Origin of the sequence: Enterobacter sp. SES19 (assembly GCF_011765665.1) — a bacterium.
GTDB classification, from domain to species: domain Bacteria; phylum Pseudomonadota; class Gammaproteobacteria; order Enterobacterales; family Enterobacteriaceae; genus Enterobacter; species Enterobacter pseudoroggenkampii.
In genome coordinates, this window is record NZ_CP050320.1 from 1,029,718 (window position 1) to 1,052,322 (window position 22,605).

A 22,605-nucleotide genomic window follows, 5' to 3' on the forward strand; every position below is an offset into this window, starting at 1 on the left:
CAGGCCGCACTGATGCCTCCTCCTCCTTTCTCCTCCCCCAATAATCCCGATCGTGATGAGCTATCCTTAACCACCCTGTGGCAAGGTGACGTCAATTTCATCAAAGGGGATTCGTGATGTTAAACGCCTGGCACCTTCCGGTTGCCCCATTTGTTAAGCAAAACAAAGACAACCTTGTGATTACGCTCTGGCTGGCGGGGGAAAATCAGCCTGAACGCGTGACGCTCCGCGCCGAAATCGATAACGAAGAGACCGGGCTGAAAATGCACAAGCTGCGCAGCCAGCCGCAGCCGGGGATCACCGCCTGGCGGGCGAATATCGACCTGAGCAGCGGGCAGCCGCGTCGCCGTTACAGCTTCAAACTGCTGTGGAATAATCGCCAGCTGTGGTTTACCCCGCAGGGGTTTAGCCGTTTCCCGCCCGCACGGCTGGAGCAGTTTGCGGTCGATTATCCGGATAACGGCCCGCAGTGGGTTAACGACCAGGTCTTTTACCAGATTTTCCCGGACCGTTTTGCGCGCAGCGAAAAACGCACTGCCGACCAGGATAAAATCTATCACCACCATGCGGCGGGCCATGACATTATCCTGAAAGCGTGGGACGAGCCATTAACCGCGCAGGCGGGCGGATCGACGTTTTATGGCGGCGATCTCGACGGTATCAGCGAAAAGCTGCCGTACCTGAAAAAACTGGGCGTGACGGCGCTGTATCTCAACCCGGTGTTTAAGGCCCCGAGCGTACACAAATACGATACCGAAGATTATCGCCACGTTGACGCGCAGTTTGGCGGTGACGAGGCGCTGCTGCGCCTGCGTAAGAACACCCAAAACGAAGGCATGCGCCTCATTCTTGACGGCGTGTTCAACCACAGCGGAGATTCGCACGCCTGGTTTGACCGTCATAATCAGTCGATGGGCGGGGCATGTCATAACCCGGATTCGCCGCAGCGCGACTGGTACAGCTTTAACGAGGAGGGCCGTGCGCTGGACTGGCTGGGCTACCCGAGCCTGCCGAAGCTGGATTTCCAGTCGCCAACGCTTGTGAACGAGATTTACGGCGGGGAAGACAGCATCGTGCGTCACTGGCTGAAGGCGCCGTGGAATATGGACGGCTGGCGCCTGGACGTGGTGCATATGCTCGGCGAAGCGGGCGGGGCGCGGGAAAACCTTCAGCACGTCGCCGGGATTACGCGCTCGGCAAAAGCGGCCCAGCCGGAGGCGTTCGTCTTTGGCGAGCACTTTGGCGACGCGCGCCAGTGGCTGCAGAACGATGCGGAAGATGCGGCGATGAACTATCGCGGCTTTACCTTCCCGCTGTGGGGATTCCTCGCTAACACCGATATCTCCTACGATCCGAATCATATCGATGCTGAAACCTGCATGGCGTGGATGGAGAACTACCGCGCCGGCCTGTCGCATCAGCAGCAGCTGCGGATGTTTAACCAGCTCGATAGCCACGATACCGCGCGTTTTAAATCCCTGCTCGGCAAGGATGTCGCGCGTCTGTCGCTGGCGGTGACCTGGCTCTTCACCTGGCCGGGCGTACCGTGCATCTACTACGGAGACGAGGTGGGGCTGGACGGCAACAACGATCCGTTCTGCCGCAAAACCTTCCCATGGGAGCCAGCGAAACAGGACAAGGTGCTGTTCAGCCTGTATCAGCGGCTGGCAAAGCTGCGTAAGCAGAGTCTCGCCCTGCGCTACGGCGGCTGTCAGGTGGTGTACGCCCACGATAACGTGGTGGTATTTGCTCGCGTCTATAACCAGCAGCGCGTGCTGGTGGCGATTAACCGGGGAGAGGCCTGCGAAGTGGTGCTGGATGATTCACCGCTGCTGAAGGTAGCGACGTGGAAGAATAAAGAGGGCAAGGCAACAATACAGGACGGCGTGCTGGCGCTGCCTGCGGTATCCGCGACGATCTGGTTCGGCAGCTAAGACCTGTTAATGTTTCCACCTTTTAAGATGGCGCAAATGCAACGATTTGTGTCAATCTTAACGGATCGTTTACGGTGAAGGTGGAAACATGGACGAGCTTTACATCCTTGGCTGTTTGTTCCTGGTATTTGCGCTGGTGGTGGCACCCGTGCTTGCGGTTATAGGCTTTAATCGAAGTACGGCGGCGCGACAGGAGATCGCCCGGCTGCGCCAGCGCATAGAGGCGCTTGAGCAGCGCGGCGTGCCTGAGGACGCGCCGGAGCCGGTGCAGACCGCCGCGCCGGAGGCTGTGACCGCGACGGTGGTTGCAGACGCTCCCGTGCCTGTCGACCCCTGGCGCCCCGATACTCCCGCTGCCGTGGCAGAACCGGCCCCGGCACCTGCGGCGAAACAACCTTCTGCCTTTGGCGGCATCCTGACGTCGCTGGTACGCTGGTTTATGCAGGGTAATCCGCTGGCGAAGCTTGGGATCCTGCTGCTTTTCCTTGGTCTTTCATTCCTGCTGCGCTATACCGTGGAACATTCCCTGTTCCCGCTTGAGCTGCGCCTCGTGGCAACGGCGCTGTTTGCCATCGTTCTGCTGGCTGTCGGGTGGCGGCTGCGGCACAGGCAGCGCGTCTATGCGCTGATCCTCCAGGGCGGGGCGACCGGCGTGCTCTACCTGACGGTGTTTGGCGCCTTCCGGCTCTGGCAAATGTTGCCGATGACGCTGGCCTTTGCGCTGCTGGTGGTGATTTGCGCGGCGAGCGTCGGGCTGGCGGTGCTGCAGAAGGCGCTGAGCCTTGCCATGCTGGCGAGCCTCGGCGGCTATCTTGCGCCGCTCCTCTTGTCTACCGGGGGCGGCAGTTTTGTCGCGCTGTTCTCCTTCTATCTTCTGTTGTCTATCGGCATTCTCGCGATCAGCATCTGGCAGCACTGGCGCGAGCTGAACCTGCTTGGGCTGCTGTTCACGTTCGGCGTGGGCGGCCTGTGGGGGCTGAATGACTACCAGCCTGAAGACTATTGGATCTGCCAGCTGTTCCTGATTGCCAATACGCTGATATTCGGCGTCCTGAGCGTGGCGCTGTCGCTGCGGGCGCAGGAGAAAGGGAAGCAGATTATTGACGGCGTGCTGCTGTTTGCCCCGCCGCTAATCGGTTTTGGGATGCAGTACGGCATGACCCGGCACTGGGAATATGGTCCGGCCCTGAGTGCGCTGGGATACGGCGCATTTTATCTTACCCTCGCGTTCCTTGCGCTGCGGCGCTATCCCTCCGTCGGACGACCGCTGGTCATGGCGGCGCTGGCTATCGGCGGCGGGTTCGCGACGCTCGCCATTCCGCTGGCGCTGTCAGCGCGCTGGACGGCGATGGCCTGGGCGCTGGAAGGGCTGGGTATCCTCTGGCTGGGCGTGCAGCAGCACCAGCGTCGCATGAGCTATAGCGGGACGGCGCTGCTGGTGCTGGCGCTCGGCAGCGCGCTGTGGGCACAAACGAACGGCGTTACGTCGCTGAGTCTGCTCCTTATCTTCGCCATCCTCAGCCTTTGCTGGCTGGCTGCGGCCTGGCTGTGGCGGACTCTCTTTATGCCGGTCAGCTGGGCGCTGCTGGCAGGCGGGCTGCTGTTCTGGCTCGTGGCGCTATTGGGCGCATCGCGGCTGGCGCTGACGCAGGAATTACCGATTCTGGCGGGCGTGCTGGCGCTGACGGCGGCGTCGGTCTGGGGCTGGCGGCAGGTGGCCGCTCGTCTGGCGTGGCGAGAGCTGGACGCCAGCAAATGGCTGCTGTGGCCGGTTATGCTGCTGATGGTGGGCTATCAACTCTGGCACCAGCAGATCGTCTCCGCCGGCTGGTCAAATCTGGCCTGGTGCGTTGCGCTTCCTGCCGCGCTGGTACTGCTGCGGCGCGACGGTGAAAGACTCCTGCCACGCATCGCAATGGGGCTGCATTTGTCGCTCTTCTGGATGATTTTACTGGCGCTGGCCGCCGAGCTTTACTGGTTTGCCCGGTCTCTGCCCTGGGGCATGGCGGCCTGGGGTAGCGGTTTAGCGATGGCCGCAGGCGGCGGGGTGATTATGGCGCTCTCTGCTGCGGTACGGCGTCGCGTGTGGCCGTTCCGGGAGTGGCCTGCGCTCTACGCCTGCCTGGCACCGATTCCTGTAGTCGTGGCGCTGCTGGTATTGCTGGTGGTGACCAATTTCCAGGACGGCGTGGTCTATCGTCAGACCTGGCTGCCGCTGGTGAACCCGCTTGAGGAAGGCGCGGCGTTCGCGTTGCTGGGGCTGGTCGTCTTTTATCGGGCGGTGGATCGTTACTACCCGGCGTGGCTTGCGCAAGCGCGCCCGTGGCCTACCGTCGCGCTCATGGCGTTTGGCTTCTGGTGGCTTAACGGTGCGCTGATGCGCGCCCTGGCCTGGTACGGCGACGTGGCCTGGAATATGGCATCTCTGTGGGATTCGCGGCTTATCCAGACCAGTTTTGCCCTGTTCTGGATGCTGAGCGCGCTGGTGGTCATGATCCATGCCACCCGTCGGGCTTCCCGGCAGGAGTGGCTCTGCGGTGCCGCGCTGCTGGGTGTGGTAATGGTTAAACTGATGCTGGTGGACAGCGCGGGCGGAGGCGGTTTGTCGCGCGCGGTAGCGTTTATCGGCGTGGCGATACTGGTTCTGATTGTGGGGTATTTCTCACCGCTACCGCCTAAAACAGGAGATGAAAAATGAAATGGATGAAAGCGGTAGCGTGTACCGCGCTGCTGGCGCTTTCCGGCCCGGCGTTTTGCGACGAGGGACAAACGGAATCGCCCCGGGACTATGCTTTTGGTCTTTCACTTGATACGTCTGTTCCTTCCCAGTGGTATCGGGTGATGCTGCCGCTCGCCGTCTATGAGCAGAGCACGTCGCCAGATCTGCATGATGTCCGCGTCTTTAACCAGTCGGGCGAGCCGGTTCCCTTCAGCCTGGTCAGCGTGACGCGTCCGCAGGCGTCAGTGCAATCCACGGCGCTGCGCCTCTTCCCGCTGGATGCCTCGCCGCTTGCGGCTTCGCAAGGATCCGGTGATAGCGATAAGATCCTGCTCCGTTCCGGAAACGGTGTTGAGATTGTGCTGGAGGGGCAAAAAGCCGCCGCAGCCGGGCAACATTATCTGCTGACCCTGCCGGAGCAGGCTACGGGGGAGATGGCCATATCCCAGCTGCAGCTGCTCTGGAATTCTCCTCAGACGCCGTGGCAGGGAACGGCGTCGGTCTATTACAGCGAGGATCTTAAGCGCTGGTATACCCTGCGCGAGGATATGCCATTGCTTGACGCCGTCAGCGGCCAGGATCGTCTTAAGCTCGATCGGATCGATACCGATACGGTTTTATCTCCCGATGCGAATCGCTATCTCATGGTGGTGCTGAACGCGCAGAGCCAGGGGATAACCTTGACCGGCGTTAACGCAATCATCGCACCTGCCCAGTCGGCCCCGGAAGCGGTCGATCTTGAGGGGGAAGGGGAGCAGCTATCAACAAGCGAAGCGCAGTGGCGCTGGGCGCGCCCGCAGCCGCTGAGTGCTGTCAGCATCTCACTGAATGGCGATGGCGTCCTTCCCGTGGAGATAGCGTGGCGGAGTACGGAAAAAGACGCATGGCACCCCCTGAAAAAAGAGGTCCTTTACCGTCTTGAGGGAAAAACGTCGCCACCGGTTTCGCTTAACGGGGGCCTGGTGCAGGCAGTGAAAATCACGACGCTGAATGCGCGTCTGCCAGAATACCTGCCGAGCGTCACGGGACATCGTGACCGCTACGATCTGGTGTTCAACGCCCAGGGGAAAGCGCCGTACGTGCTCGCCTGGGGTAACGGCGCCGCAAAGCCTGCCAGCGTGGAGCCCGGCATGCTGATCCCAGCCGACCTGCGCAAGACCTATGCTATGGCGAACCTGCCGCAGGCCGACATTGTGGATGACGTTGCGTTAGGCGGCGAGGGGCGTCTGACCGCCACCTCTGCGGTCGATCGGGCGAGCTGGATGAACGCCCTGCTGGTGTGGGGCGTGCTGATTGCGGGCGTGCTTCTGCTGGCGGGAATGGCCTGGCGCATCTGGCGTGAAACGCAGCGTAAGGCATAAAAAAAGGCCCGCATAAGCGGGCCTTTCTCGTAAACCGTGCCGATTACAGGCTGGATACGTTCTCAGACAGGTATTTAGCCACGCCGTCTGGGGAAGCAGCCATACCTTCTTTACCTTTTTCCCACTGAGCCGGGCACACTTCGCCGTGCTCTTCGTGGAACTGCAGCGCGTCAACCATGCGCAGCATTTCGTCGATGTTACGACCCAGCGGCAGATCGTTCACAACCTGGTGACGAACGATGCCGTTTGCGTCGATCAGGAAGGAACCGCGCAGCGCAACGCCAGCGTCCGGATGTTCGATACCGTAAGCCTGCTGGATTTCGCGTTTGATGTCCGCAACCATTGCGTATTTCACCGCACCGATGCCGCCTTTGTCGACAGGGGTGTTACGCCATGCGTTGTGTACAAATTCAGAGTCGAAGGAGACGCCAACAACTTCCACGCCACGCTTCTGGAATTCTTCATAACGTTTGTCGAAAGCGATCAGCTCAGACGGGCAAACGAAAGTGAAGTCCATTGGCCAGAAGAACAGAACGGTCGCTTTACCGTTGGTGTGCTGTTTGAAGTTGAAGTTTTCAACGATTTCACCGTTGCCCAGAACTGCTGCAGCTGTAAAATCCGGAGCCGGACGAGTTACCAGAACCATATGATTCTCCTGTAGATACTAAGGTTATTTGGAACGCAACGCGAGCCAGTATAGAGAGTGTTCATGGATAAGACAAAGAGGTGGTGACAATCGTTCCGCCAGCTTTTACCTATCAATCCAATCTCCATTAAAGTTGTTTGTTTTTCGCCTGCGCCATCATGCGCGGGTAAAACTGCCAGAATCGGGTCTCCAGCGCATCGTAATGTTCATCCAGGTCATACCATGAGTCGCGCAGCGCATCCAGCCGCGGGCGACGGCTCGCCATCCCATTCAACACGTTCTGGATAAAGTCCATCTCGCGATAGCGCTCCAGCCAGCGTTCCGACCACAGATAGTTATTCAGATTCACAAAGCGCGGCGGCGAGTCGGGCAGAATGATCGACACCTGCTGGTGGGCATAGCGCACAAACGCCGGCAGCGGCATCTCCGGCGACAGCTGTTCCCAGTGGCGCGACAGGAAGTGATCCCACATCACGTCGAGCGTGATCGGGGCAACGCGGCGCGTTTCAGGGCGGAACCAGGCTTTGGCTTCCGTCACTTCCGGCAGCTTATCCGTCAGCACGTCGATGCGGCGGTGCATAAAAATCCCGTCGACAACCTCAGGGGAGTAGTCTTCTGCGGGATTACCGCGTACGAAATCGGCCAGCAAATTGCCCGAGAGGGAGCTGTCAGCAAGGTGCGCGAGATGCAGGTGAGCGAGAAAATTCATGCGTTTTATTTGTCCGGGGGCGGCTAGTTGTTGCAGCAAAAGGGTGTGAGCACTAGACTATGCCGCCTGTTTTTAAGTCACGAGTATACGTCATGCGCGTCGCCGATTTCTCCTTTGAACTACCTGAATCCCTGATTGCTCACTATCCCATGCCTGAGCGCAGCAGCTGTCGCTTACTGTCACTGGATGGGCCAACGGGCGAGCTGACGCACGGTACTTTCACCGATTTGCTCGACAAGCTCAACCCTGGCGATCTGCTGGTCTTTAACAATACCCGCGTGATCCCGGCGCGCCTGTTTGGCCGTAAAGCCAGCGGCGGTAAGATTGAAGTGCTGGTCGAACGTATGCTCGATGATAAACGTATTCTGGCACATATTCGCGCTTCTAAGGCGCCGAAGCCGGGCGCGGAGCTGCTGCTGGGCGATGATGAGAGCATCAAGGCGACTATGACCGCGCGCCACGACGCGCTGTTCGAGGTGGCGTTTGACGACGAGCGCACGGTGCTCGATATCCTGAACGCCATCGGCCACATGCCGCTGCCGCCATATATTGAGCGTCCGGACGAAGAGGCCGACCGCGAGCTGTACCAGACCGTCTACAGCCAGAAACCGGGTGCCGTCGCTGCGCCGACCGCGGGCCTGCATTTTGATGAGCCGCTGCTGGAAAAACTGCGTGCAAAGGGCGTGGAGATGGCGTTCGTGACGCTGCACGTCGGCGCGGGGACCTTCCAGCCGGTGCGCGTGGACAGCATTGAAGACCACATCATGCACTCTGAGTATGCTGAAGTGCCTCAGGATGTGGTGGACGCGGTGCTGGCGGCGAAAGCGCGCGGTAGCCGCGTCGTGGCGGTCGGGACGACGTCTGTGCGCTCGCTGGAGAGCGCCGCGCAGGCGGCGAAGAACGATCTTATTGAGCCGTTCTTTGGCGATACGCAGATCTTTATCTACCCGGGCTACCAGTACAAAGTGATTGACGCGCTGGTGACCAACTTCCATCTGCCTGAATCGACGCTGATTATGCTGGTTTCCGCGTTCGCGGGCTATCAGCATACGATGAATGCCTACAAGTCTGCGGTAGAACAAAAATATCGCTTTTTTAGCTACGGGGACGCGATGTTTATCACGTACAATCCGCTGGCTTTGAATGAGCGTGTCGGGGAATAAGTCCGCGGCACCGTTTTACAACGTTGGACTGTTTTTCTGACGTCGGAGAAAAAATGAAATTTGAACTCGATACCACCGACGGTCGCGCGCGTCGCGGTCGCCTGGTGTTTGATCGCGGCGTGGTGGAAACCCCCGCGTTTATGCCTGTGGGCACGTACGGCACCGTAAAAGGGATGACGCCGGAAGAAGTAGAAGCCACTGGCGCACAGATTATCCTCGGCAACACCTTCCACCTGTGGCTGCGTCCGGGTCAGGAGATCATGAAACTCCACGGCGATCTGCACGATTTCATGCAGTGGAAAGGCCCCATCCTGACCGATTCCGGTGGCTTCCAGGTCTTCAGCCTGGGCGATATCCGCAAGATCACCGAGCAGGGCGTACACTTCCGTAACCCGATCAACGGCGATCCGATTTTCCTCGATCCCGAAAAGTCGATGGAGATTCAGTACGATCTCGGCTCTGACATTGTGATGATCTTCGACGAATGTACGCCGTACCCGGCGGACTGGGACTACGCAAAACGCTCTATGGAGATGTCCCTGCGCTGGGCGAAGCGTAGCCGTGACCGTTTTGACTCTCTGCAGAACAAAAATGCGCTGTTCGGCATTATCCAGGGCAGCGTTTACGAAGATTTACGCGATATCTCTGTTAAAGGTCTGGTAGAGATAGGTTTTGATGGCTACGCTGTCGGCGGTTTGGCTGTGGGTGAGCCGAAGGAAGACATGCACCGTATTCTGGAACATGTCTGCCCGCAAATCCCGGCGGATAAACCACGATACCTGATGGGCGTGGGTAAACCAGAAGATCTGGTTGAAGGCGTACGCCGCGGCATTGATATGTTTGACTGCGTCATGCCAACCCGCAACGCGCGTAACGGCCACTTGTTCGTTACCGATGGCGTGGTGAAAATCCGTAACGCGAAGCATAAGAGTGACACCAGCCCGCTCGATTCCGAGTGCGATTGCTATACCTGTCGCAATTATTCTCGCGCGTATCTGCATCATCTCGATCGTTGTAACGAGATTTTGGGCGCGCGTCTCAATACCATTCATAATCTTCGTTATTATCAGCGCTTAATGGCTGGTTTACGTAAGGCTATCGAAGAGGGTAAATTAGAGAGCTTCGTGACCGATTTCTACCAACGTCAGGGGCGGGATGTTCCACCGTTGAACGTTGATTAATTTTAATAATGAGGGAATTTGAATGAGCTTTTTTATTTCTGATGCGGTAGCGGCAACAGGTGCTCCAGCGCAGGGCAGCCCGATGTCTCTGATTCTGATGCTGGTTGTGTTCGGTCTGATCTTCTACTTCATGATCCTGCGTCCACAGCAGAAGCGCACCAAAGAGCACAAAAACCTGATGAACTCCATTGCGAAAGGCGATGAAGTACTGACTAACGGTGGTCTGGTCGGTCGCGTAACCAAAGTGGCTGAAAACGGCTACATTGCTATCGCCCTGAACGACACCACTGAAGTGGTCATCAAACGTGACTTCGTAGCTGCCGTTCTGCCGAAAGGCACCATGAAGGCGCTGTAATCCCAACTTTTCCCAAAGGGAACTGCCGTGTTAAACCGTTATCCTTTGTGGAAGTACATCATGCTGGTCGTCGTGATTCTCGTCGGCCTGCTGTACGCGCTTCCCAACCTGTATGGTGAGGATCCGGCTGTTCAAATCACTGGCGCGCGCGGTGTCGCCGCCAGTGAGCAAACGCTGATCCAGGTCCAGAAAACGTTACAAGAAGAAAAAATTACCGCTAAGTCTGTGGCTCTGGAAGAGGGTGCAATTCTTGCTCGCTTCGACACCACCGACACGCAGCTCCGCGCTCGCGAAGCGCTGATGGGCGTGCTGGGTGACAAATACGTCGTGGCGCTTAACCTTGCCCCTGCAACCCCGCGTTGGCTGGCTGCGATGAAAGCAGAGCCAATGAAACTCGGTCTTGACCTGCGTGGCGGCGTTCACTTCCTGATGGAAGTGGATATGGATACCGCGCTTGGCAAGCTGCAGGAACAGAATATCGACAGCCTGCGCAGCGATCTGCGTGAAAAAGGCATCGCTTACACCACCGTGCGTAAAGAAGATAACTACGGCATGAGCATCACGTTCCGCGACAGTGCGGCGCGCGATCAGGCTGTAGATTACCTGACCCAACGTCACCGTGACCTGGTAATCACCTCTCAGGGCAGTAACCAGCTGCGCGCGGTGATGACCGATGCGCGTCTGAAAGAAGCGCGTGAATATGCCGTTCAGCAGAACATCAACATTCTGCGTAACCGTGTAAACCAACTGGGCGTGGCTGAGCCGCTGGTACAGCGTCAGGGTGCTGACCGTATCGTGGTTGAACTGCCGGGTATCCAGGACACTGCGCGTGCGAAAGAGATTCTGGGTGCGACTGCAACCCTGGAATTCCGTCTGGTGAACTCCAACGTCGATCAGTCCGCTGCAGCCGCAGGGCGTATTCCGGGTGACTCCGAAGTGAAACAGACTCGCGAAGGTCAGCCAGTTGTGCTGTACAAACGCGTGATTCTGACCGGTGATCACATCACCGACTCCACGTCGAGCCAGGACGAATACAACCAGCCGCAGGTTAACATCTCGCTGGATAGCGCGGGTGGTAACATCATGTCTAACTTCACCAAGGACAACATCGGCAAGCCGATGGCGACCCTGTTCGTGGAGTACAAAGACAGCGGTAAGAAAGATGCAAACGGTCGTGCGGTGCTGGTGAAAGAGGAAGAGGTGATTAACATCGCCAACATCCAGTCTCGTCTGGGTAACAGCTTCCGCATTACCGGTATTAGCAACCCGAACGAAGCGCGTCAGCTCTCCCTGCTGCTGCGTGCCGGTGCGCTGATTGCGCCAATTCAGATTGTTGAAGAACGTACCATTGGTCCAACACTGGGTATGCAAAACATCCAGCAGGGTCTGGAAGCGTGTCTGGCCGGTCTGGTTGTCTCTATCCTCTTCATGATCTTCTTCTATAAGAAGTTTGGTCTGATTGCGACCTCCGCGCTGATCGCCAACCTGGTGCTGATCATCGGCATTATGTCCCTGCTGCCGGGGGCCACGCTGACCATGCCGGGTATTGCGGGTATCGTCCTGACCCTTGCGGTGGCGGTCGACGCCAACGTACTGATTAACGAACGTATCAAAGAAGAGTTGAGCAACGGTCGCTCTATTCAGCAGGCGATTGATGAAGGCTATAAAGGGGCGTTCAGCTCCATCTTCGATGCGAACGTAACAACACTGATTAAGGTTCTTATCCTGTATGCAGTGGGTACTGGCGCGATCAAAGGCTTTGCGATTACAACCGGTATTGGTGTCGCAACGTCAATGTTTACCGCTATTGTCGGCACCCGTGCCATCGTGAACCTGCTGTACGGCGGCAAGCGCGTCAAAAAGCTGTCTATCTGAGGAGTGCGTTGTGGCACAGGAATATACTGTTGAACAATTGAACCACGGCCGTAAAGTCTGGGACTTTATGCGCTGGGACTACTGGGCCTTCGGCATTTCAGGTTTCCTGCTGATTCTGTCCATCGTCATTATGGGCGTGAAAGGCTTTAACTGGGGTCTCGATTTCACCGGTGGTACGGTTATCGAGATCTCCCTGGAAAAACCGGTCGATATGGACCAGATGCGCCTGTCTCTGCAGAAAGCGGGCTTTGAAGAGCCGCTGCTGCAGAACTTCGGCAGCAGCCGCGACATCATGGTGCGTATGCCGCCGGTGCACGATGCTAACGGCAGCCAGGAGCTGGGCAGTAAGGTTGTTAGCGTGATTAACGAAACAACCAGCCAGAACGCGGCGGTTAAGCGTATTGAGTTCGTCGGCCCAAGCGTGGGTGCTGACCTGGCCCAGACCGGCGCGATGGCGCTGCTGGTGGCGCTGATCTCCATCCTGGTATACGTCGGTTTCCGCTTTGAGTGGCGACTGGCGGCCGGTGTGGTTATCGCCCTGGCGCACGACGTGGTGATCACCATGGGCATACTGTCGCTGTTCCACATTGAGATTGACCTGACGATTGTGGCATCCCTGATGTCCGTTATCGGTTACTCACTGAACGACAGTATCGTGGTTTCTGACCGTATCCGTGAAAACTTCCGTAAGATCCGTCGCGGTACGCCGTACGAAATCTTTAACGTGTCGTTGACCCAGACGCTGCACCGTACCTTGATCACCTCCGGTACCACATTGATGGTGATCCTGATGCTGTTCCTCTTCGGTGGTCCGGTACTGGAAGGCTTCTCGCTGACCATGCTGATTGGTGTCACCATCGGTACTGCATCGTCTATCTACGTTGCATCTGCACTGGCTCTGAAACTCGGCATGAAGCGCGAGCACCTGCTCCAGCAGAAAGTTGAGAAAGAAGGGGCGGATCAGCCGTCCATTCTGCCGTAAAGCGACGTTTAGCGCGTTATCGAAATCCCGGTCTGTTGACCGGGATTTTTTTTATCTGCTCCTGACAAACACTCCTGACAGTATGCTGTCAGGAGCCCTGTCGTAGACTCTTTTCGAACCCAAACAAGAGTCAGGAGGATGTATGAAAAGCGTAATTAACTGGTTTGAAATTCCGGTCACGGATATGGATCGCGCTATCAAATTTTATGAGCCAGTGATGCAGCTCGCGCTGCGTCGCGAGAAAATGGACTGCGCTGAGCTGGCCGTTTTCCCACATGAGGATCCGGGTACCGGCGGGGCTCTGGCAAAATTTGACGGCGTTACACCGTCTTTGCAGGGCGCTATTATTTACCTGCATACTGACAATCTGGCGGCCACGCTCGATCGCATCGCCTCTGCGGGCGGCGAGTGCGTGTTTGGCCCGCTGGAACTGCCGCATGGCATTGGCACTATCGCATTGTTTACCGACAGCGAGGGTAACCGCGTCGGCCTCCATCAACCTGCCTGAGAACGGAATAATATATGACCCGACGCGCTGACCGTTTGTTTCAGATTGTGCAGATCCTGCGGGGCAGGCGTCTGACAACGGCAGCGCATCTGGCGGACCGGCTTGGCGTGTCCGAGCGCACGGTCTACCGCGATATCCGCGACCTGTCGCTTTCCGGTGTGCCGGTGGAAGGTGAGGCAGGGAGCGGATATCGGCTGATGTCGGGTTTTGACCTGCCGCCACTGATGCTGACAAATAAGGAATCTGAGGCGCTGATCGTCGCGATTCGCCTGCTCAAAACCTGGGGAGGCGAATCGCTGTCGCGCGAGCTGGAGTCGGCTCAGGAAAAGGTGCTGGCTATCCTGCCCGAGGAGAGTCGTCGAAAGGCGGAGCAGACGCGGATCTACGCCCCGGATTTTTGCATGCAAAGCCACTCCCGCAGCGACTTTGACAGGATTCATCAGGCGATTTCCGCCCAACAGGTGCTGGCGCTGCATTACCGTGATGAAGCAGGACAGCTGTCTAATCGTGAGGTTCAGCCGCTGGGGCTGTTCTTCTGGGGAGAGCGCTGGCTGCTGGCGGCGTGGTGTGAACGGCGCGATGACTATCGCTGTTTCCGGCTCGACCGGTGCCTCAATATTGTGACTACGGAAAGGAGGTTTAGCGAAAGTGCGGACAGGTCTCTGGCAGATTTTTTGCGGAAGGTTAAGCAGTAAAAAGCCGGGTGGCGGCTACGCCTTACCCGGCCTGCATTCGGATCGTTGGCCCGGTAAGCGTAGCGCCACCGGGCGAAACCCACACTGATTAGAAGTTGTAACCTACAACCAGGTAGCCACCCCAACCGGTTGATTTAGACGTGAAGTCACCCTCACCCCAGTTAACGGTATCCCCACCTTTCCACTGGCCGCCGTTATGGAAATAACGCGCGACGACAGAGTAGTGCCAGTGATCGTAGTTCAGGGCCAGAACGTGGCTGGACGCGATAGAGTTACTGGTACGGTTCTTGTCATCACCCAGATCTGAGCCCCAGTCGAAGTTGGTGAAGCCGATGTAGGTCAGCTGGCCACCCCAAACCTGAGTGATTGGCACAAAGTATTTTACTTTGAAACGGTAGCCATCCCACTCGTTTTCGTTTGAAGCGCCATAGTTCTGCCACTGGTATTTAGCATACACGTTCAGAGACAGGCCCATTGGCAGACCGGTATCGATATCTGTACCCAGACCCATGTACCAGGTGCTCTGACGGCTGCCTTTGTTATCGCCCATATCGTAGATATAGTTGTTGGCGAAATACCATTCTTTGAACGGACCAAAGCTCAGGTCGGTACCCGTCAGTTTATCAATAGAGAAACGCGGTTCGATTTCCATGAACAGCGGGGAACCGTCGGACCAGATACCTTTGTCGTTACCGTTACCCCAGTCAAAGGTCTTAGGAATATCGATATAGCCATAGAAATCAAACCAGTCTTTTTTAGCAAACGCTTCGTATTCCAGATAAACGTCGTTGTTCAGCTTCGGAGAAAAGCGCGTGTGGTAGCTGCCGACCACGTTAACGCTCTGGTGCCACCAGTCGGAGAGGTATTGTGGTTTATCGTTTTCCGCTGCGTTAACAGTGAAAGAGGAAGAAAGTGCCAGCACGGCGCCAGCTGCGAGTAATGTTTTTTTCATAATCATGCCACTGATTGAAATTCCCTTCCGGGAGTGAAAAATGCGCGAATTGCGTTTCTAAATATTTCGTGTTTCTGCGGTGCCTATTATAGGAATCCCTGCTCACAAAAATATGTGTTGTTTCACATATCTCTCACACGCGTAATCGATTGCGTTCACGTTTGCGTACTTTAAACGGCCGGGATTGTAGCGGCAATCATTTATGTTGCCAATCCATACGAAATGTAAATGTTAGCGGAGTGACATTTCACTCCGCTAAAAGAGGGGTTACTGAGCGGCGGGCTGGATATCGTGAATACGGATGAAACCTAACTGATCCGGAGTCAGTCCGTTAAGCTGCAGTGGAATGTCAACATCGCTCGGAGCCAGCACGCTGGCCGGTGCGGTGAACAGCTGACGATTAACATTCACCTCCTGGTAGCTCTCCGTGGTGCCCTGGATCTGTCCCCATTCGACGGTGCCGCTGAAGGCTGGCAACGGATCGTTGGATTCTCCCTGGATGCGTAATGTTGCGCGAGTACCATTTGCATTCGCCGCCACGTTCACCAGAGACATTTTCAGCGTGCCAATCTGACTATTGAGCCGCGCGGGCGTATTCGCCCCCGGTAGCAGATAAACCCCGCTGCTGGATTTAGCATTCAGCGCGTTTTGCTGGGTGATCTTCACCGTTTCTTTGTTCAGTTTGTCCATCGCCGTATTGAGCGTATTCACGCTCTGTTTCATCTGACGGACTTCGGTTTGCTGTGCACAGGCGCTAAGGGTGAAGAGGCTCCCCACCAGCAAAATTTTCAGGTAACGTCTTGTCATTGCGTTTATTTCCTTGAAATAACGGATCGTCCTAATGGTAGTCAGCATCATCGTGTCAGACATAGATCCTTTGTCTCAAAAAGCTCTTCCTTTGTTGTCAGGCCAGATCAGGGTAAAATGAAAATTAGTTAACCGGATAACAGGGATACCGTATGCATTGCCCATTCTGCTCCGCTGTGGATACCAAAGTCATCGACTCTCGTCTTGTGGGCGAAGGGTCATCCGTACGCCGTCGTCGGCAATGTCTGGTGTGCAACGAGCGTTTCACGACCTTTGAGGTTGCTGAGCTGGTAATGCCGCGCGTGGTAAAAAGCAACGACGTGCGCGAGCCGTTTAACGAAGAGAAACTGCGCAGTGGGATGCTGAAGGCCCTGGAAAAACGTCCCGTCAGCGCGGACGACGTTGAAATGGCGTTAAACCACATAAAATCTTACCTTCGTGGTTTGGGTGAGCGTGAAGTGCCGAGCAAAATGATCGGCAACCTGGTGATGGAGCAGCTGAAAAAGCTCGATAAGGTCGCCTATATCCGCTTCGCTTCGGTCTACCGCAGTTTCGAAGATATCAAAGAGTTTGGCGAAGAGATCGCCCGCTTACAGGATTAAGCTCATGCAGGATGAGATTTACATGGCGAGAGCCATGAAGCTGGCGCAGCGCGGTCGTTTTACTACCCATCCTAACCCGAACGTCGGGTGCGTTATCGTCAAAGATGGCGAGATCGTGGGGGAGGGGTTTCACTATCGTGCCGGCGAACCGCATGCTGAGGTTCATGCGCTGCGCATGGCCGGCGAGAAGGCGCGCGGTGCTACGGCCTACGTCACGCTGGAGCCCTGCAGCCATCACGGGCGTACGCCGCCGTGCTGCGAAGCGCTGATCGCGGCAGGTGTTTCGCGCGTGGTCGCATCGATGCAGGATCCGAATCCGCAGGTAGCCGGACGCGGTCTGTATCGCCTGCAGCAGGAAGGCATTGACGTCAGCCATGGCCTGATGATGCAGGACGCGGAAGCGCTCAACAAAGGCTTTCTGAAGCGCATGCGCACGGGGTTCCCGTATATTCAGCTCAAGCTGGGCGCCTCGCTGGACGGTCGTACGGCGATGGCAAACGGCGAAAGCCAGTGGATCACGTCGCCACAGGCAAGGCGCGATGTGCAACGTCTGCGCGCGCAAAGCCATGCTATTCTCACCAGCAGTGAAACCGTTCTGGCTGACGATCCGGCTATGACCGTGCGCTGGGACGAACTGAATGCCGATACCCAGGCGCTTTACCCGCAGGAGAACCTGCGTCAGCCGCTGCGTATTGTCATTGATAGCCAGAACCGGGTGACGCCGAAGCACCGCATCGTCCAGCAGCCGGGTGAAACCTGGATTGCCCGCACTAAAGAAGATACGCGCGAATGGCCGGAAGGCGTGCGCAGCATTATGGTGCCGGAGCATAACGGTCATCTGGATCTGGTGGTGCTGATGATGCTGCTCGGCAAGCAGCAGGTGAACAGCATCTGGGTCGAAGCCGGGCCAACGCTCGCCGGTGCGCTCTTACAGGCCGGACTGGTGGATGAACTGATTGTTTACGTTGCGCCTAAACTGTTAGGTCACGATGCGCGCGGCCTGTTTGTGCTGCCTGGCCTTGAAAAACTGGCCGACGCACCGCAACTCAAATTTAGCGAGATTCGTCCGGTAGGTCCGGATGTCTGCCTCCACTTAACGACAGCGTAATTGCTCCTGAAATAGGGAAGCAGTGCGCAAAGTATTATGATAAAATCCGCCCCCCTGCGGGGCCAAATGAACCCGTAAAGGAAGAGTATGAACATTATTGAAGCTGCTGTAGCTACCCCGGACGCTCGCGTCGCCATCACCATTGCGCGTTTCAACAACTTCATCAACGACAGCCTGCTGGAAGGTGCTATTGACGCCCTGAAACGTATCGGCCAGGTTAAAGATGACAATATTACCGTTGTTTGGGTTCCAGGCGCTTACGAACTGCCACTGGCGGCGGGCGCGCTGGCGAAAACCGGTAAATATGACGCGGTGATTGCACTGGGTACCGTTATTCGTGGCGGCACTGCGCACTTCGAATACGTTGCGGGCGGTGCAAGCAACGGTCTGGCACACGTTGCGCAGGATGCTGAAATTCCTGTCGCGTTCGGCGTGCTGACCACCGAAAGTATTGAACAAGCCATCGAACGTGCTGGCACCAAAGCCGGTAACAAAGGTGCAGAAGCTGCACTGACCGCGCTTGAAATGATCAATGTATTGAAAGCCATCAAGGCCTGATTTTTTTGTAAGGGGAATTCCGTGAAACCTGCTGCTCGTCGCCGCGCCCGTGAATGTGCCGTCCAGGCACTTTACTCCTGGCAGTTGTCCCAGAACGACATCTCTGATGTTGAATACCAGTTCCTGTCAGAACAGGACGTGAAAGACGTTGACGTTCTGTACTTCCGTGAACTGCTGTCGGGAGTGGCGACTAATAGCGCGTATCTCGATGGTCTGATGAAGCCTTACCTGTCCCGTCTGCTCGAAGAGCTGGGCCAGGTAGAAAAAGCAGTGTTGCGTATTGCGCTGTTTGAGCTGTCTAAACGTGATGATGTGCCGTATAAAGTGGCCATCAACGAAGCGATCGAACTGGCGAAAACCTTCGGCGCTGAAGACAGCCACAAGTTTGTAAACGGCGTACTTGATAAAGCAGCACCTGCGATCCGTCCCCACAAAAAGTGATCCGCAAACCGGAGTTCTGCATTGCCTGACGGGCAGTGCGGCTCCGGTTTTTTCTTTTATTTGCTGAGGCATAACGTATGGCATGCGGCGAATTCTCCCTGATTGCCCGTTATTTCGACCGTGTCAGAACCTCTCGTCTTGATGTTGAAACCGGCATTGGCGATGACTGTGCACTTCTCAATATTCCCGAAAAACAGACGCTGGCAATCAGCACCGACACCTTAGTGTGCGGCCGTCATTTCTTACCGGATATCGATCCTGCCGATCTGGCGTATAAAGCGCTGGCGGTGAACGTCAGCGATCTGGCGGCGATGGGTGCCGATCCTGCGTGGCTGACGCTGGCTTTGACCCTTCCAGAGGTGGATGAAGCCTGGCTGGAAGCCTTTAGCGATGCGCTGTTTGAACAGCTTAGCTACTACGATATGCAGCTGATTGGCGGTGATACCACTGCAGGTCCGCTGTCGATGACGCTGGCGATCCACGGCTACGTGCCGCTTGGCCGCGCGCTGAAGCGCTCAGGCGCAAAACCAGGCGACTGGATCTACGTGACCGGTACGCCGGGCGACAGCGCGGCAGGGCTGGCGATCCTTCAGAACCGTTTAACGGTTGAAGATGCTGATGATGCGGCATATCTGGTAAAACGCCATCTGCGGCCAACACCGCGTATCTTGCACGGCCAGGCGCTGCGCGAGCGGGCAAGCTCGGCTATCGATCTCTCTGACGGGCTGATCTCGGACCTCGGCCATATTCTGAAGGCCAGCGGCGTCGGCGCGCGCGTTGACCTGGATCTGTTCCCGCTGTCTGAGCAACTGCTTCGCCATGTAGAGCCTGAGCTGGCCCTGCGCTGGGCGCTGTCCGGTGGTGAAGACTACGAACTGTGCTTCACGGTGCCTGAGCTCAATCGCGGAACGCTGGATGTGGCGTTAGCGCATCTCGGCGCGAAATTTACCTGCATCGGTCAGATCATGCCGGAGAGTGAAGGGCTGAAGTTTGTGAAAGACGGTGAGCCGGTTACGCTGGATTGGAAAGGGTACGATCACTTCGCGTGATGTTGTGCGCTCTGTATTGCCGGGTGGCGGCTTCGCCTTACCCGGCCTACGTGCTTACTTAAATCCTACCACCGGATGCTGCTGATACGGCGTCTCCAGCTCGGCAACCTGCTCCGGCGTCAGCGTGATATCCACCGCATTCAGCAGTTCGTCAAGCTGCTCTTCCCGGGATGTGCCGATAATCGGCGCCGCGACGCCGCGCTTGCCCAGCAGCCAGGCCAGCGCCACCTGGGCGCGGGTTGCACCGGTATCGTCGGCGATCCCGGCTAAACGTTCGGCAATCAGCGCATCGCTGGCTTCCGTTCCGCCATACAGATTTTTTCCCACTTCATCCGATACCAGACGGGCTGTGGTTTCTCCCCACGGACGGGTCAGACGACCGCGCGCCAGCGGGCTCCACGGGATCACCGCCACACCTTCCTGATGGCACAGCGGCAACATCTCGCGCTCTTCTTCACGATAGATCAAGTTGTAGTGATCCTGCATGGTGACGAAGCGCGCCCAGCCGTGCTGCGCCTGGAGATCCAGCGCCTGAGCAAACTGCGACGCGTGCATAGACGACGCGCCGATGTAGCGTGCTTTACCGGCTTTGACCACGTCGTTCAGCGCTTCAAGCGTCTCCTCGACTGGCGTGTTGTAATCCCAGCGGTGAATTTGCAGCAGGTCGACGTAATCCATGTTCAGGCGTCTGAGGCTGTCATCAATGGATCGCAGGATCTGTGCGCGAGAAAGTCCCTCAGCCAGGTCGCCTACCGGATAGTAGACCTTGGTGGCGACGACGATGTCATCACGACGGGCAAAATCGCGCAGGGCGCGGCCAACAATCTCCTCGCTGCTGCCGTCGGAGTAGCTGTTGGCGGTGTCAAAGAAGTTAATGCCGCCCTCGATGGCGCGTTTGATAATCGGACGGCTGCTCTCTTCCGGCAGCGTCCAGGCGTGGTTTCCCCGATCGGGTTCGCCAAAGGTCATGCATCCCAGACAAAGTCGGGAAACCTTAAGGTCCGTTTTTCCTAATGTTGTGTATTGCACGGTTCCGCTCCTGCTGTTTAAACACCAGGTTTAAGCATAGCAGGAGCGGAAAAGGGGGAAGGGGTCAGTCCAGCCAGCGGCGGATTTTTGCTTCGATACCGGCAGCGTCCAGGCCAATCGCCGCACGGGCTTCGTCCTGGGTACCCTGCGGAATGAAATGATCCGGCAGGCCGAGGTTTAGCACCGGCACGGCTTTACGATTTGCCATCAGCACCTCGTTCACGCCGCTGCCCGCGCCGCCCATAATGGCGTTTTCTTCCAGCGTGACCAGCACGTCATGCGTCTCCGCCATACTCAGGATCAGCGATTCGTCGAGCGGTTTCACAAAGCGCATGTCCACCAGGGTGGCATTCAGCGCTTCAGCCGCTTTCGCCGCCTCTGGCATCAGCGTGCCGAAGTTCAGGATCGCCACTTTTTCACCGCGACGCTTCACCAGACCTTTACCGATCGGCAGTTTTTCCAGCGGCTGGAGCTCAACGCCCACCGCATTGCCGCGCGGGTAGCGAACGGCGCTTGGGCCATCCTGATAGTGGTAGCCGGTAAACAGCATCTGACGACATTCGTTCTCGTCGCTTGGCGTCATGACGACCATGTCCGGAATACAGCGCAGGAACGACAGGTCAAACGCGCCCTGGTGCGTCTGGCCGTCGGCACCGACGATGCCTGCACGATCGATAGCAAACAGCACCGGCAGCTTCTGAATCGCCACGTCGTGGATCACCTGATCGTAGGCGCGCTGCAGGAAGGTGGAATAGATCGCGACAACCGGCTTGTAGCCGCCAATGGCCAGGCCCGCCGCAAACGTCACCGCATGCTGCTCGGCAATGGCAACGTCAAAATACTGGTCAGGGTATTTTCTGGAGAACTCCACCATGCCGGAGCCTTCACGCATGGCCGGGGTGATCGCCATCAGCTTGTTGTCTTTCGCGGCGGTTTCGCACAGCCAGTCGCCGAATATTTTTGAATAGCTCGGCATGCCGCCGCTGCTTTTTGGCAGACAGCCGCTGGACGGGTCAAATTTCGGTACCGCGTGGAAGGTGATCGGATCTTTTTCCGCCGGTTCGTAGCCACGCCCTTTTTTGGTCATGATGTGCAGGAACTGCGGGCCTTTCAGGTCGCGCATGTTCTTGAGCGTGGTCACCAGACCGAGCACGTCATGGCCGTCAACCGGGCCGATATAGTTAAAGCCCAGCTCTTCAAACAGGGTGCCCGGCACGACCATGCCTTTAATGTGCTCTTCGGTACGCTTGAGCAGCTCTTTGATTGGCGGCACGCCGGAGAAGACTTTCTTGCCGCCTTCACGCAGCGAGGAGTAAAGCTTGCCGGAGAGCAGCTGCGCCAGATGGTTGTTCAGCGCGCCGACGTTTTCGGAAATCGACATTTCGTTATCGTTAAGGATAACCAGCATGTCCGGCTTGATGTCGCCCGCATGGTTCATGGCCTCAAAGGCCATACCGGCGGTGATGGCACCGTCGCCAATCACGCAGACGGTGCGGCGCTGCTTGTTCTCTTTTTCGGCGGCAACGGCAATCCCGATGCCCGCCGAAATGGAGGTAGAGGAGTGGCCGACGCTCAGCACATCGTACTCGCTCTCACCGCGCCACGGGAACGGGTGCAGGCCGCCTTTCTGACGAATGGTGCCAATTTTATCGCGACGTCCGGTCAGAATTTTGTGCGGATAAGCCTGGTGGCCCACGTCCCAGATGAGCTGATCGAACGGCGTGTTATAGACATAGTGCAGCGCCACGGTCAGCTCTACCGTGCCAAGCCCGGAGGCGAAATGGCCGCTGGAGCGGCTAACGCTGTCGAGCAGGTAGCGACGCAGCTCGTCGCACAGCTTCGGCAGGCTCTCTTTCGGCAGCAGACGTAACTCCTGGGTGGAGTCAACTAACGCCAGTGTCGGGTATTTGGCAATATCAAAACTCATCAAA

General features: G+C 57.2%; 21 protein-coding genes. 15 read left to right on the plus strand and 6 right to left on the minus strand.

Annotated elements, in window-relative coordinates; all coding sequences use genetic code 11:
* Nucleotides 1-116 precede the first annotated feature (116 nt).
* The 3 genes from malZ (at nucleotide 117) to GXP72_RS04820 (ending at nucleotide 6,014) form a co-directional block, all read left to right on the plus strand.
* Nucleotides 117-1,934 (plus strand): maltodextrin glucosidase, encoded by a 1,818-nt coding sequence (gene malZ / locus GXP72_RS04810; protein ID WP_208763554.1) that lies wholly within the window; start codon nucleotides 117-119, stop codon nucleotides 1,932-1,934.
* Between the two features lie 88 nt (nucleotides 1,935-2,022).
* Nucleotides 2,023-4,632 (plus strand): DUF2339 domain-containing protein, encoded by a 2,610-nt coding sequence (locus GXP72_RS04815; protein ID WP_208763555.1) that lies wholly within the window; start codon nucleotides 2,023-2,025, stop codon nucleotides 4,630-4,632.
* Nucleotides 4,629-6,014, plus strand: a complete 1,386-nt coding sequence (locus GXP72_RS04820) for a DUF3999 domain-containing protein (protein ID WP_208763556.1) — start codon at nucleotides 4,629-4,631, stop codon at nucleotides 6,012-6,014. The genes GXP72_RS04815 and GXP72_RS04820 overlap by 4 nt, the downstream gene beginning before the upstream one ends.
* A gap of 43 nt (nucleotides 6,015-6,057) precedes the next feature.
* Here the strand turns inward: GXP72_RS04820 and GXP72_RS04825 are convergent, their stop codons facing one another.
* Nucleotides 6,058-6,660, minus strand: coding sequence for a peroxiredoxin (locus GXP72_RS04825; RefSeq protein WP_008503347.1), 603 nt, complete (start codon nucleotides 6,658-6,660; stop codon nucleotides 6,058-6,060).
* A 127-nt stretch (nucleotides 6,661-6,787) separates the two neighbouring features.
* Complete coding sequence (gene acpH / locus GXP72_RS04830; protein ID WP_024906800.1) at nucleotides 6,788-7,369, minus strand: ACP phosphodiesterase; 582 nt, start codon at nucleotides 7,367-7,369, stop codon at nucleotides 6,788-6,790.
* A gap of 92 nt (nucleotides 7,370-7,461) precedes the next feature.
* Between acpH and queA the strand changes: the two genes are divergently transcribed.
* The 7 genes from queA (at nucleotide 7,462) to GXP72_RS04865 (ending at nucleotide 14,128) form a co-directional block, all read left to right on the plus strand.
* Nucleotides 7,462-8,532 (plus strand): tRNA preQ1(34) S-adenosylmethionine ribosyltransferase-isomerase QueA, encoded by a 1,071-nt coding sequence (gene queA, locus GXP72_RS04835; protein ID WP_032646148.1) that lies wholly within the window; start codon nucleotides 7,462-7,464, stop codon nucleotides 8,530-8,532.
* A 53-nt stretch (nucleotides 8,533-8,585) separates the two neighbouring features.
* Nucleotides 8,586-9,713 (plus strand): tRNA guanosine(34) transglycosylase Tgt, encoded by a 1,128-nt coding sequence (tgt, locus tag GXP72_RS04840; RefSeq protein WP_003859110.1) that lies wholly within the window; start codon nucleotides 8,586-8,588, stop codon nucleotides 9,711-9,713.
* Between the two features lie 22 nt (nucleotides 9,714-9,735).
* Complete coding sequence (yajC, locus tag GXP72_RS04845; protein ID WP_003859109.1) at nucleotides 9,736-10,068, plus strand: preprotein translocase subunit YajC; 333 nt, start codon at nucleotides 9,736-9,738, stop codon at nucleotides 10,066-10,068.
* 27 nt (nucleotides 10,069-10,095) lie between these two features.
* Entirely contained in the window at nucleotides 10,096-11,943 is a 1,848-nt protein-coding gene (secD, locus tag GXP72_RS04850) for a protein translocase subunit SecD (protein ID WP_090418045.1), read from the plus strand.
* Nucleotides 11,944-11,953: 10 nt separating this feature from the next.
* Nucleotides 11,954-12,925, plus strand: a complete 972-nt coding sequence (secF, locus tag GXP72_RS04855; RefSeq protein ID WP_024906803.1) for a protein translocase subunit SecF — start codon at nucleotides 11,954-11,956, stop codon at nucleotides 12,923-12,925.
* A 142-nt stretch (nucleotides 12,926-13,067) separates the two neighbouring features.
* A complete protein-coding gene (locus GXP72_RS04860) occupies nucleotides 13,068-13,433 on the plus strand; it encodes a VOC family protein (RefSeq protein WP_032646150.1) in 366 nt (121 codons plus the stop codon).
* A 14-nt stretch (nucleotides 13,434-13,447) separates the two neighbouring features.
* Nucleotides 13,448-14,128: a YafY family protein gene (locus GXP72_RS04865; RefSeq protein WP_048992545.1), complete on the plus strand. Its 681-nt coding sequence runs from the start codon at nucleotides 13,448-13,450 to the stop codon at nucleotides 14,126-14,128.
* An 88-nt stretch (nucleotides 14,129-14,216) separates the two neighbouring features.
* Here GXP72_RS04865 and GXP72_RS04870 read toward each other — a convergent pair whose 3' ends face one another.
* Both GXP72_RS04870 and GXP72_RS04875 read right to left on the minus strand, forming a co-directional pair.
* Nucleotides 14,217-15,080, minus strand: coding sequence for a nucleoside-specific channel-forming protein Tsx (locus tag GXP72_RS04870; RefSeq protein WP_024906806.1), 864 nt, complete (start codon nucleotides 15,078-15,080; stop codon nucleotides 14,217-14,219).
* A gap of 267 nt (nucleotides 15,081-15,347) precedes the next feature.
* A complete protein-coding gene (locus GXP72_RS04875) occupies nucleotides 15,348-15,887 on the minus strand; it encodes a DUF3251 domain-containing protein (protein ID WP_024906807.1) in 540 nt (179 codons plus the stop codon).
* Nucleotides 15,888-16,039: 152 nt separating this feature from the next.
* Between GXP72_RS04875 and nrdR the strand changes: the two genes are divergently transcribed.
* From nrdR to thiL, 5 genes are all read left to right on the plus strand, one after another.
* Complete coding sequence (gene nrdR, locus GXP72_RS04880) at nucleotides 16,040-16,489, plus strand: transcriptional regulator NrdR (protein ID WP_008503337.1); 450 nt, start codon at nucleotides 16,040-16,042, stop codon at nucleotides 16,487-16,489.
* A gap of 4 nt (nucleotides 16,490-16,493) precedes the next feature.
* Nucleotides 16,494-17,597: a bifunctional diaminohydroxyphosphoribosylaminopyrimidine deaminase/5-amino-6-(5-phosphoribosylamino)uracil reductase RibD gene (gene ribD / locus GXP72_RS04885; protein ID WP_090418042.1), complete on the plus strand. Its 1,104-nt coding sequence runs from the start codon at nucleotides 16,494-16,496 to the stop codon at nucleotides 17,595-17,597.
* 87 nt (nucleotides 17,598-17,684) lie between these two features.
* A complete protein-coding gene (gene ribE, locus GXP72_RS04890) occupies nucleotides 17,685-18,155 on the plus strand; it encodes a 6,7-dimethyl-8-ribityllumazine synthase (RefSeq protein ID WP_006176874.1) in 471 nt (156 codons plus the stop codon).
* 21 nt (nucleotides 18,156-18,176) lie between these two features.
* Nucleotides 18,177-18,596 carry a transcription antitermination factor NusB gene (gene nusB, locus GXP72_RS04895; protein WP_024906809.1) on the plus strand — a complete coding sequence of 140 codons (420 nt, stop codon included), beginning with the start codon at nucleotides 18,177-18,179 and terminating at the stop codon, nucleotides 18,594-18,596.
* Nucleotides 18,597-18,673: 77 nt separating this feature from the next.
* Complete coding sequence (gene thiL / locus GXP72_RS04900; RefSeq protein ID WP_024906810.1) at nucleotides 18,674-19,645, plus strand: thiamine-phosphate kinase; 972 nt, start codon at nucleotides 18,674-18,676, stop codon at nucleotides 19,643-19,645.
* Nucleotides 19,646-19,699: 54 nt separating this feature from the next.
* Here the strand turns inward: thiL and GXP72_RS04905 are convergent, their stop codons facing one another.
* Together GXP72_RS04905 and dxs are read right to left on the minus strand one after the other, a co-directional pair.
* The gene (locus GXP72_RS04905) at nucleotides 19,700-20,674 is read right to left on the minus strand and encodes an aldo/keto reductase (RefSeq protein ID WP_048992550.1); all 975 of its coding nucleotides are present in this window, start codon (nucleotides 20,672-20,674) and stop codon (nucleotides 19,700-19,702) included.
* Between the two features lie 64 nt (nucleotides 20,675-20,738).
* The gene (gene dxs / locus GXP72_RS04910) at nucleotides 20,739-22,601 is read right to left on the minus strand and encodes a 1-deoxy-D-xylulose-5-phosphate synthase (RefSeq protein ID WP_024906812.1); all 1,863 of its coding nucleotides are present in this window, start codon (nucleotides 22,599-22,601) and stop codon (nucleotides 20,739-20,741) included.
* Nucleotides 22,602-22,605 lie beyond the last annotated feature (4 nt).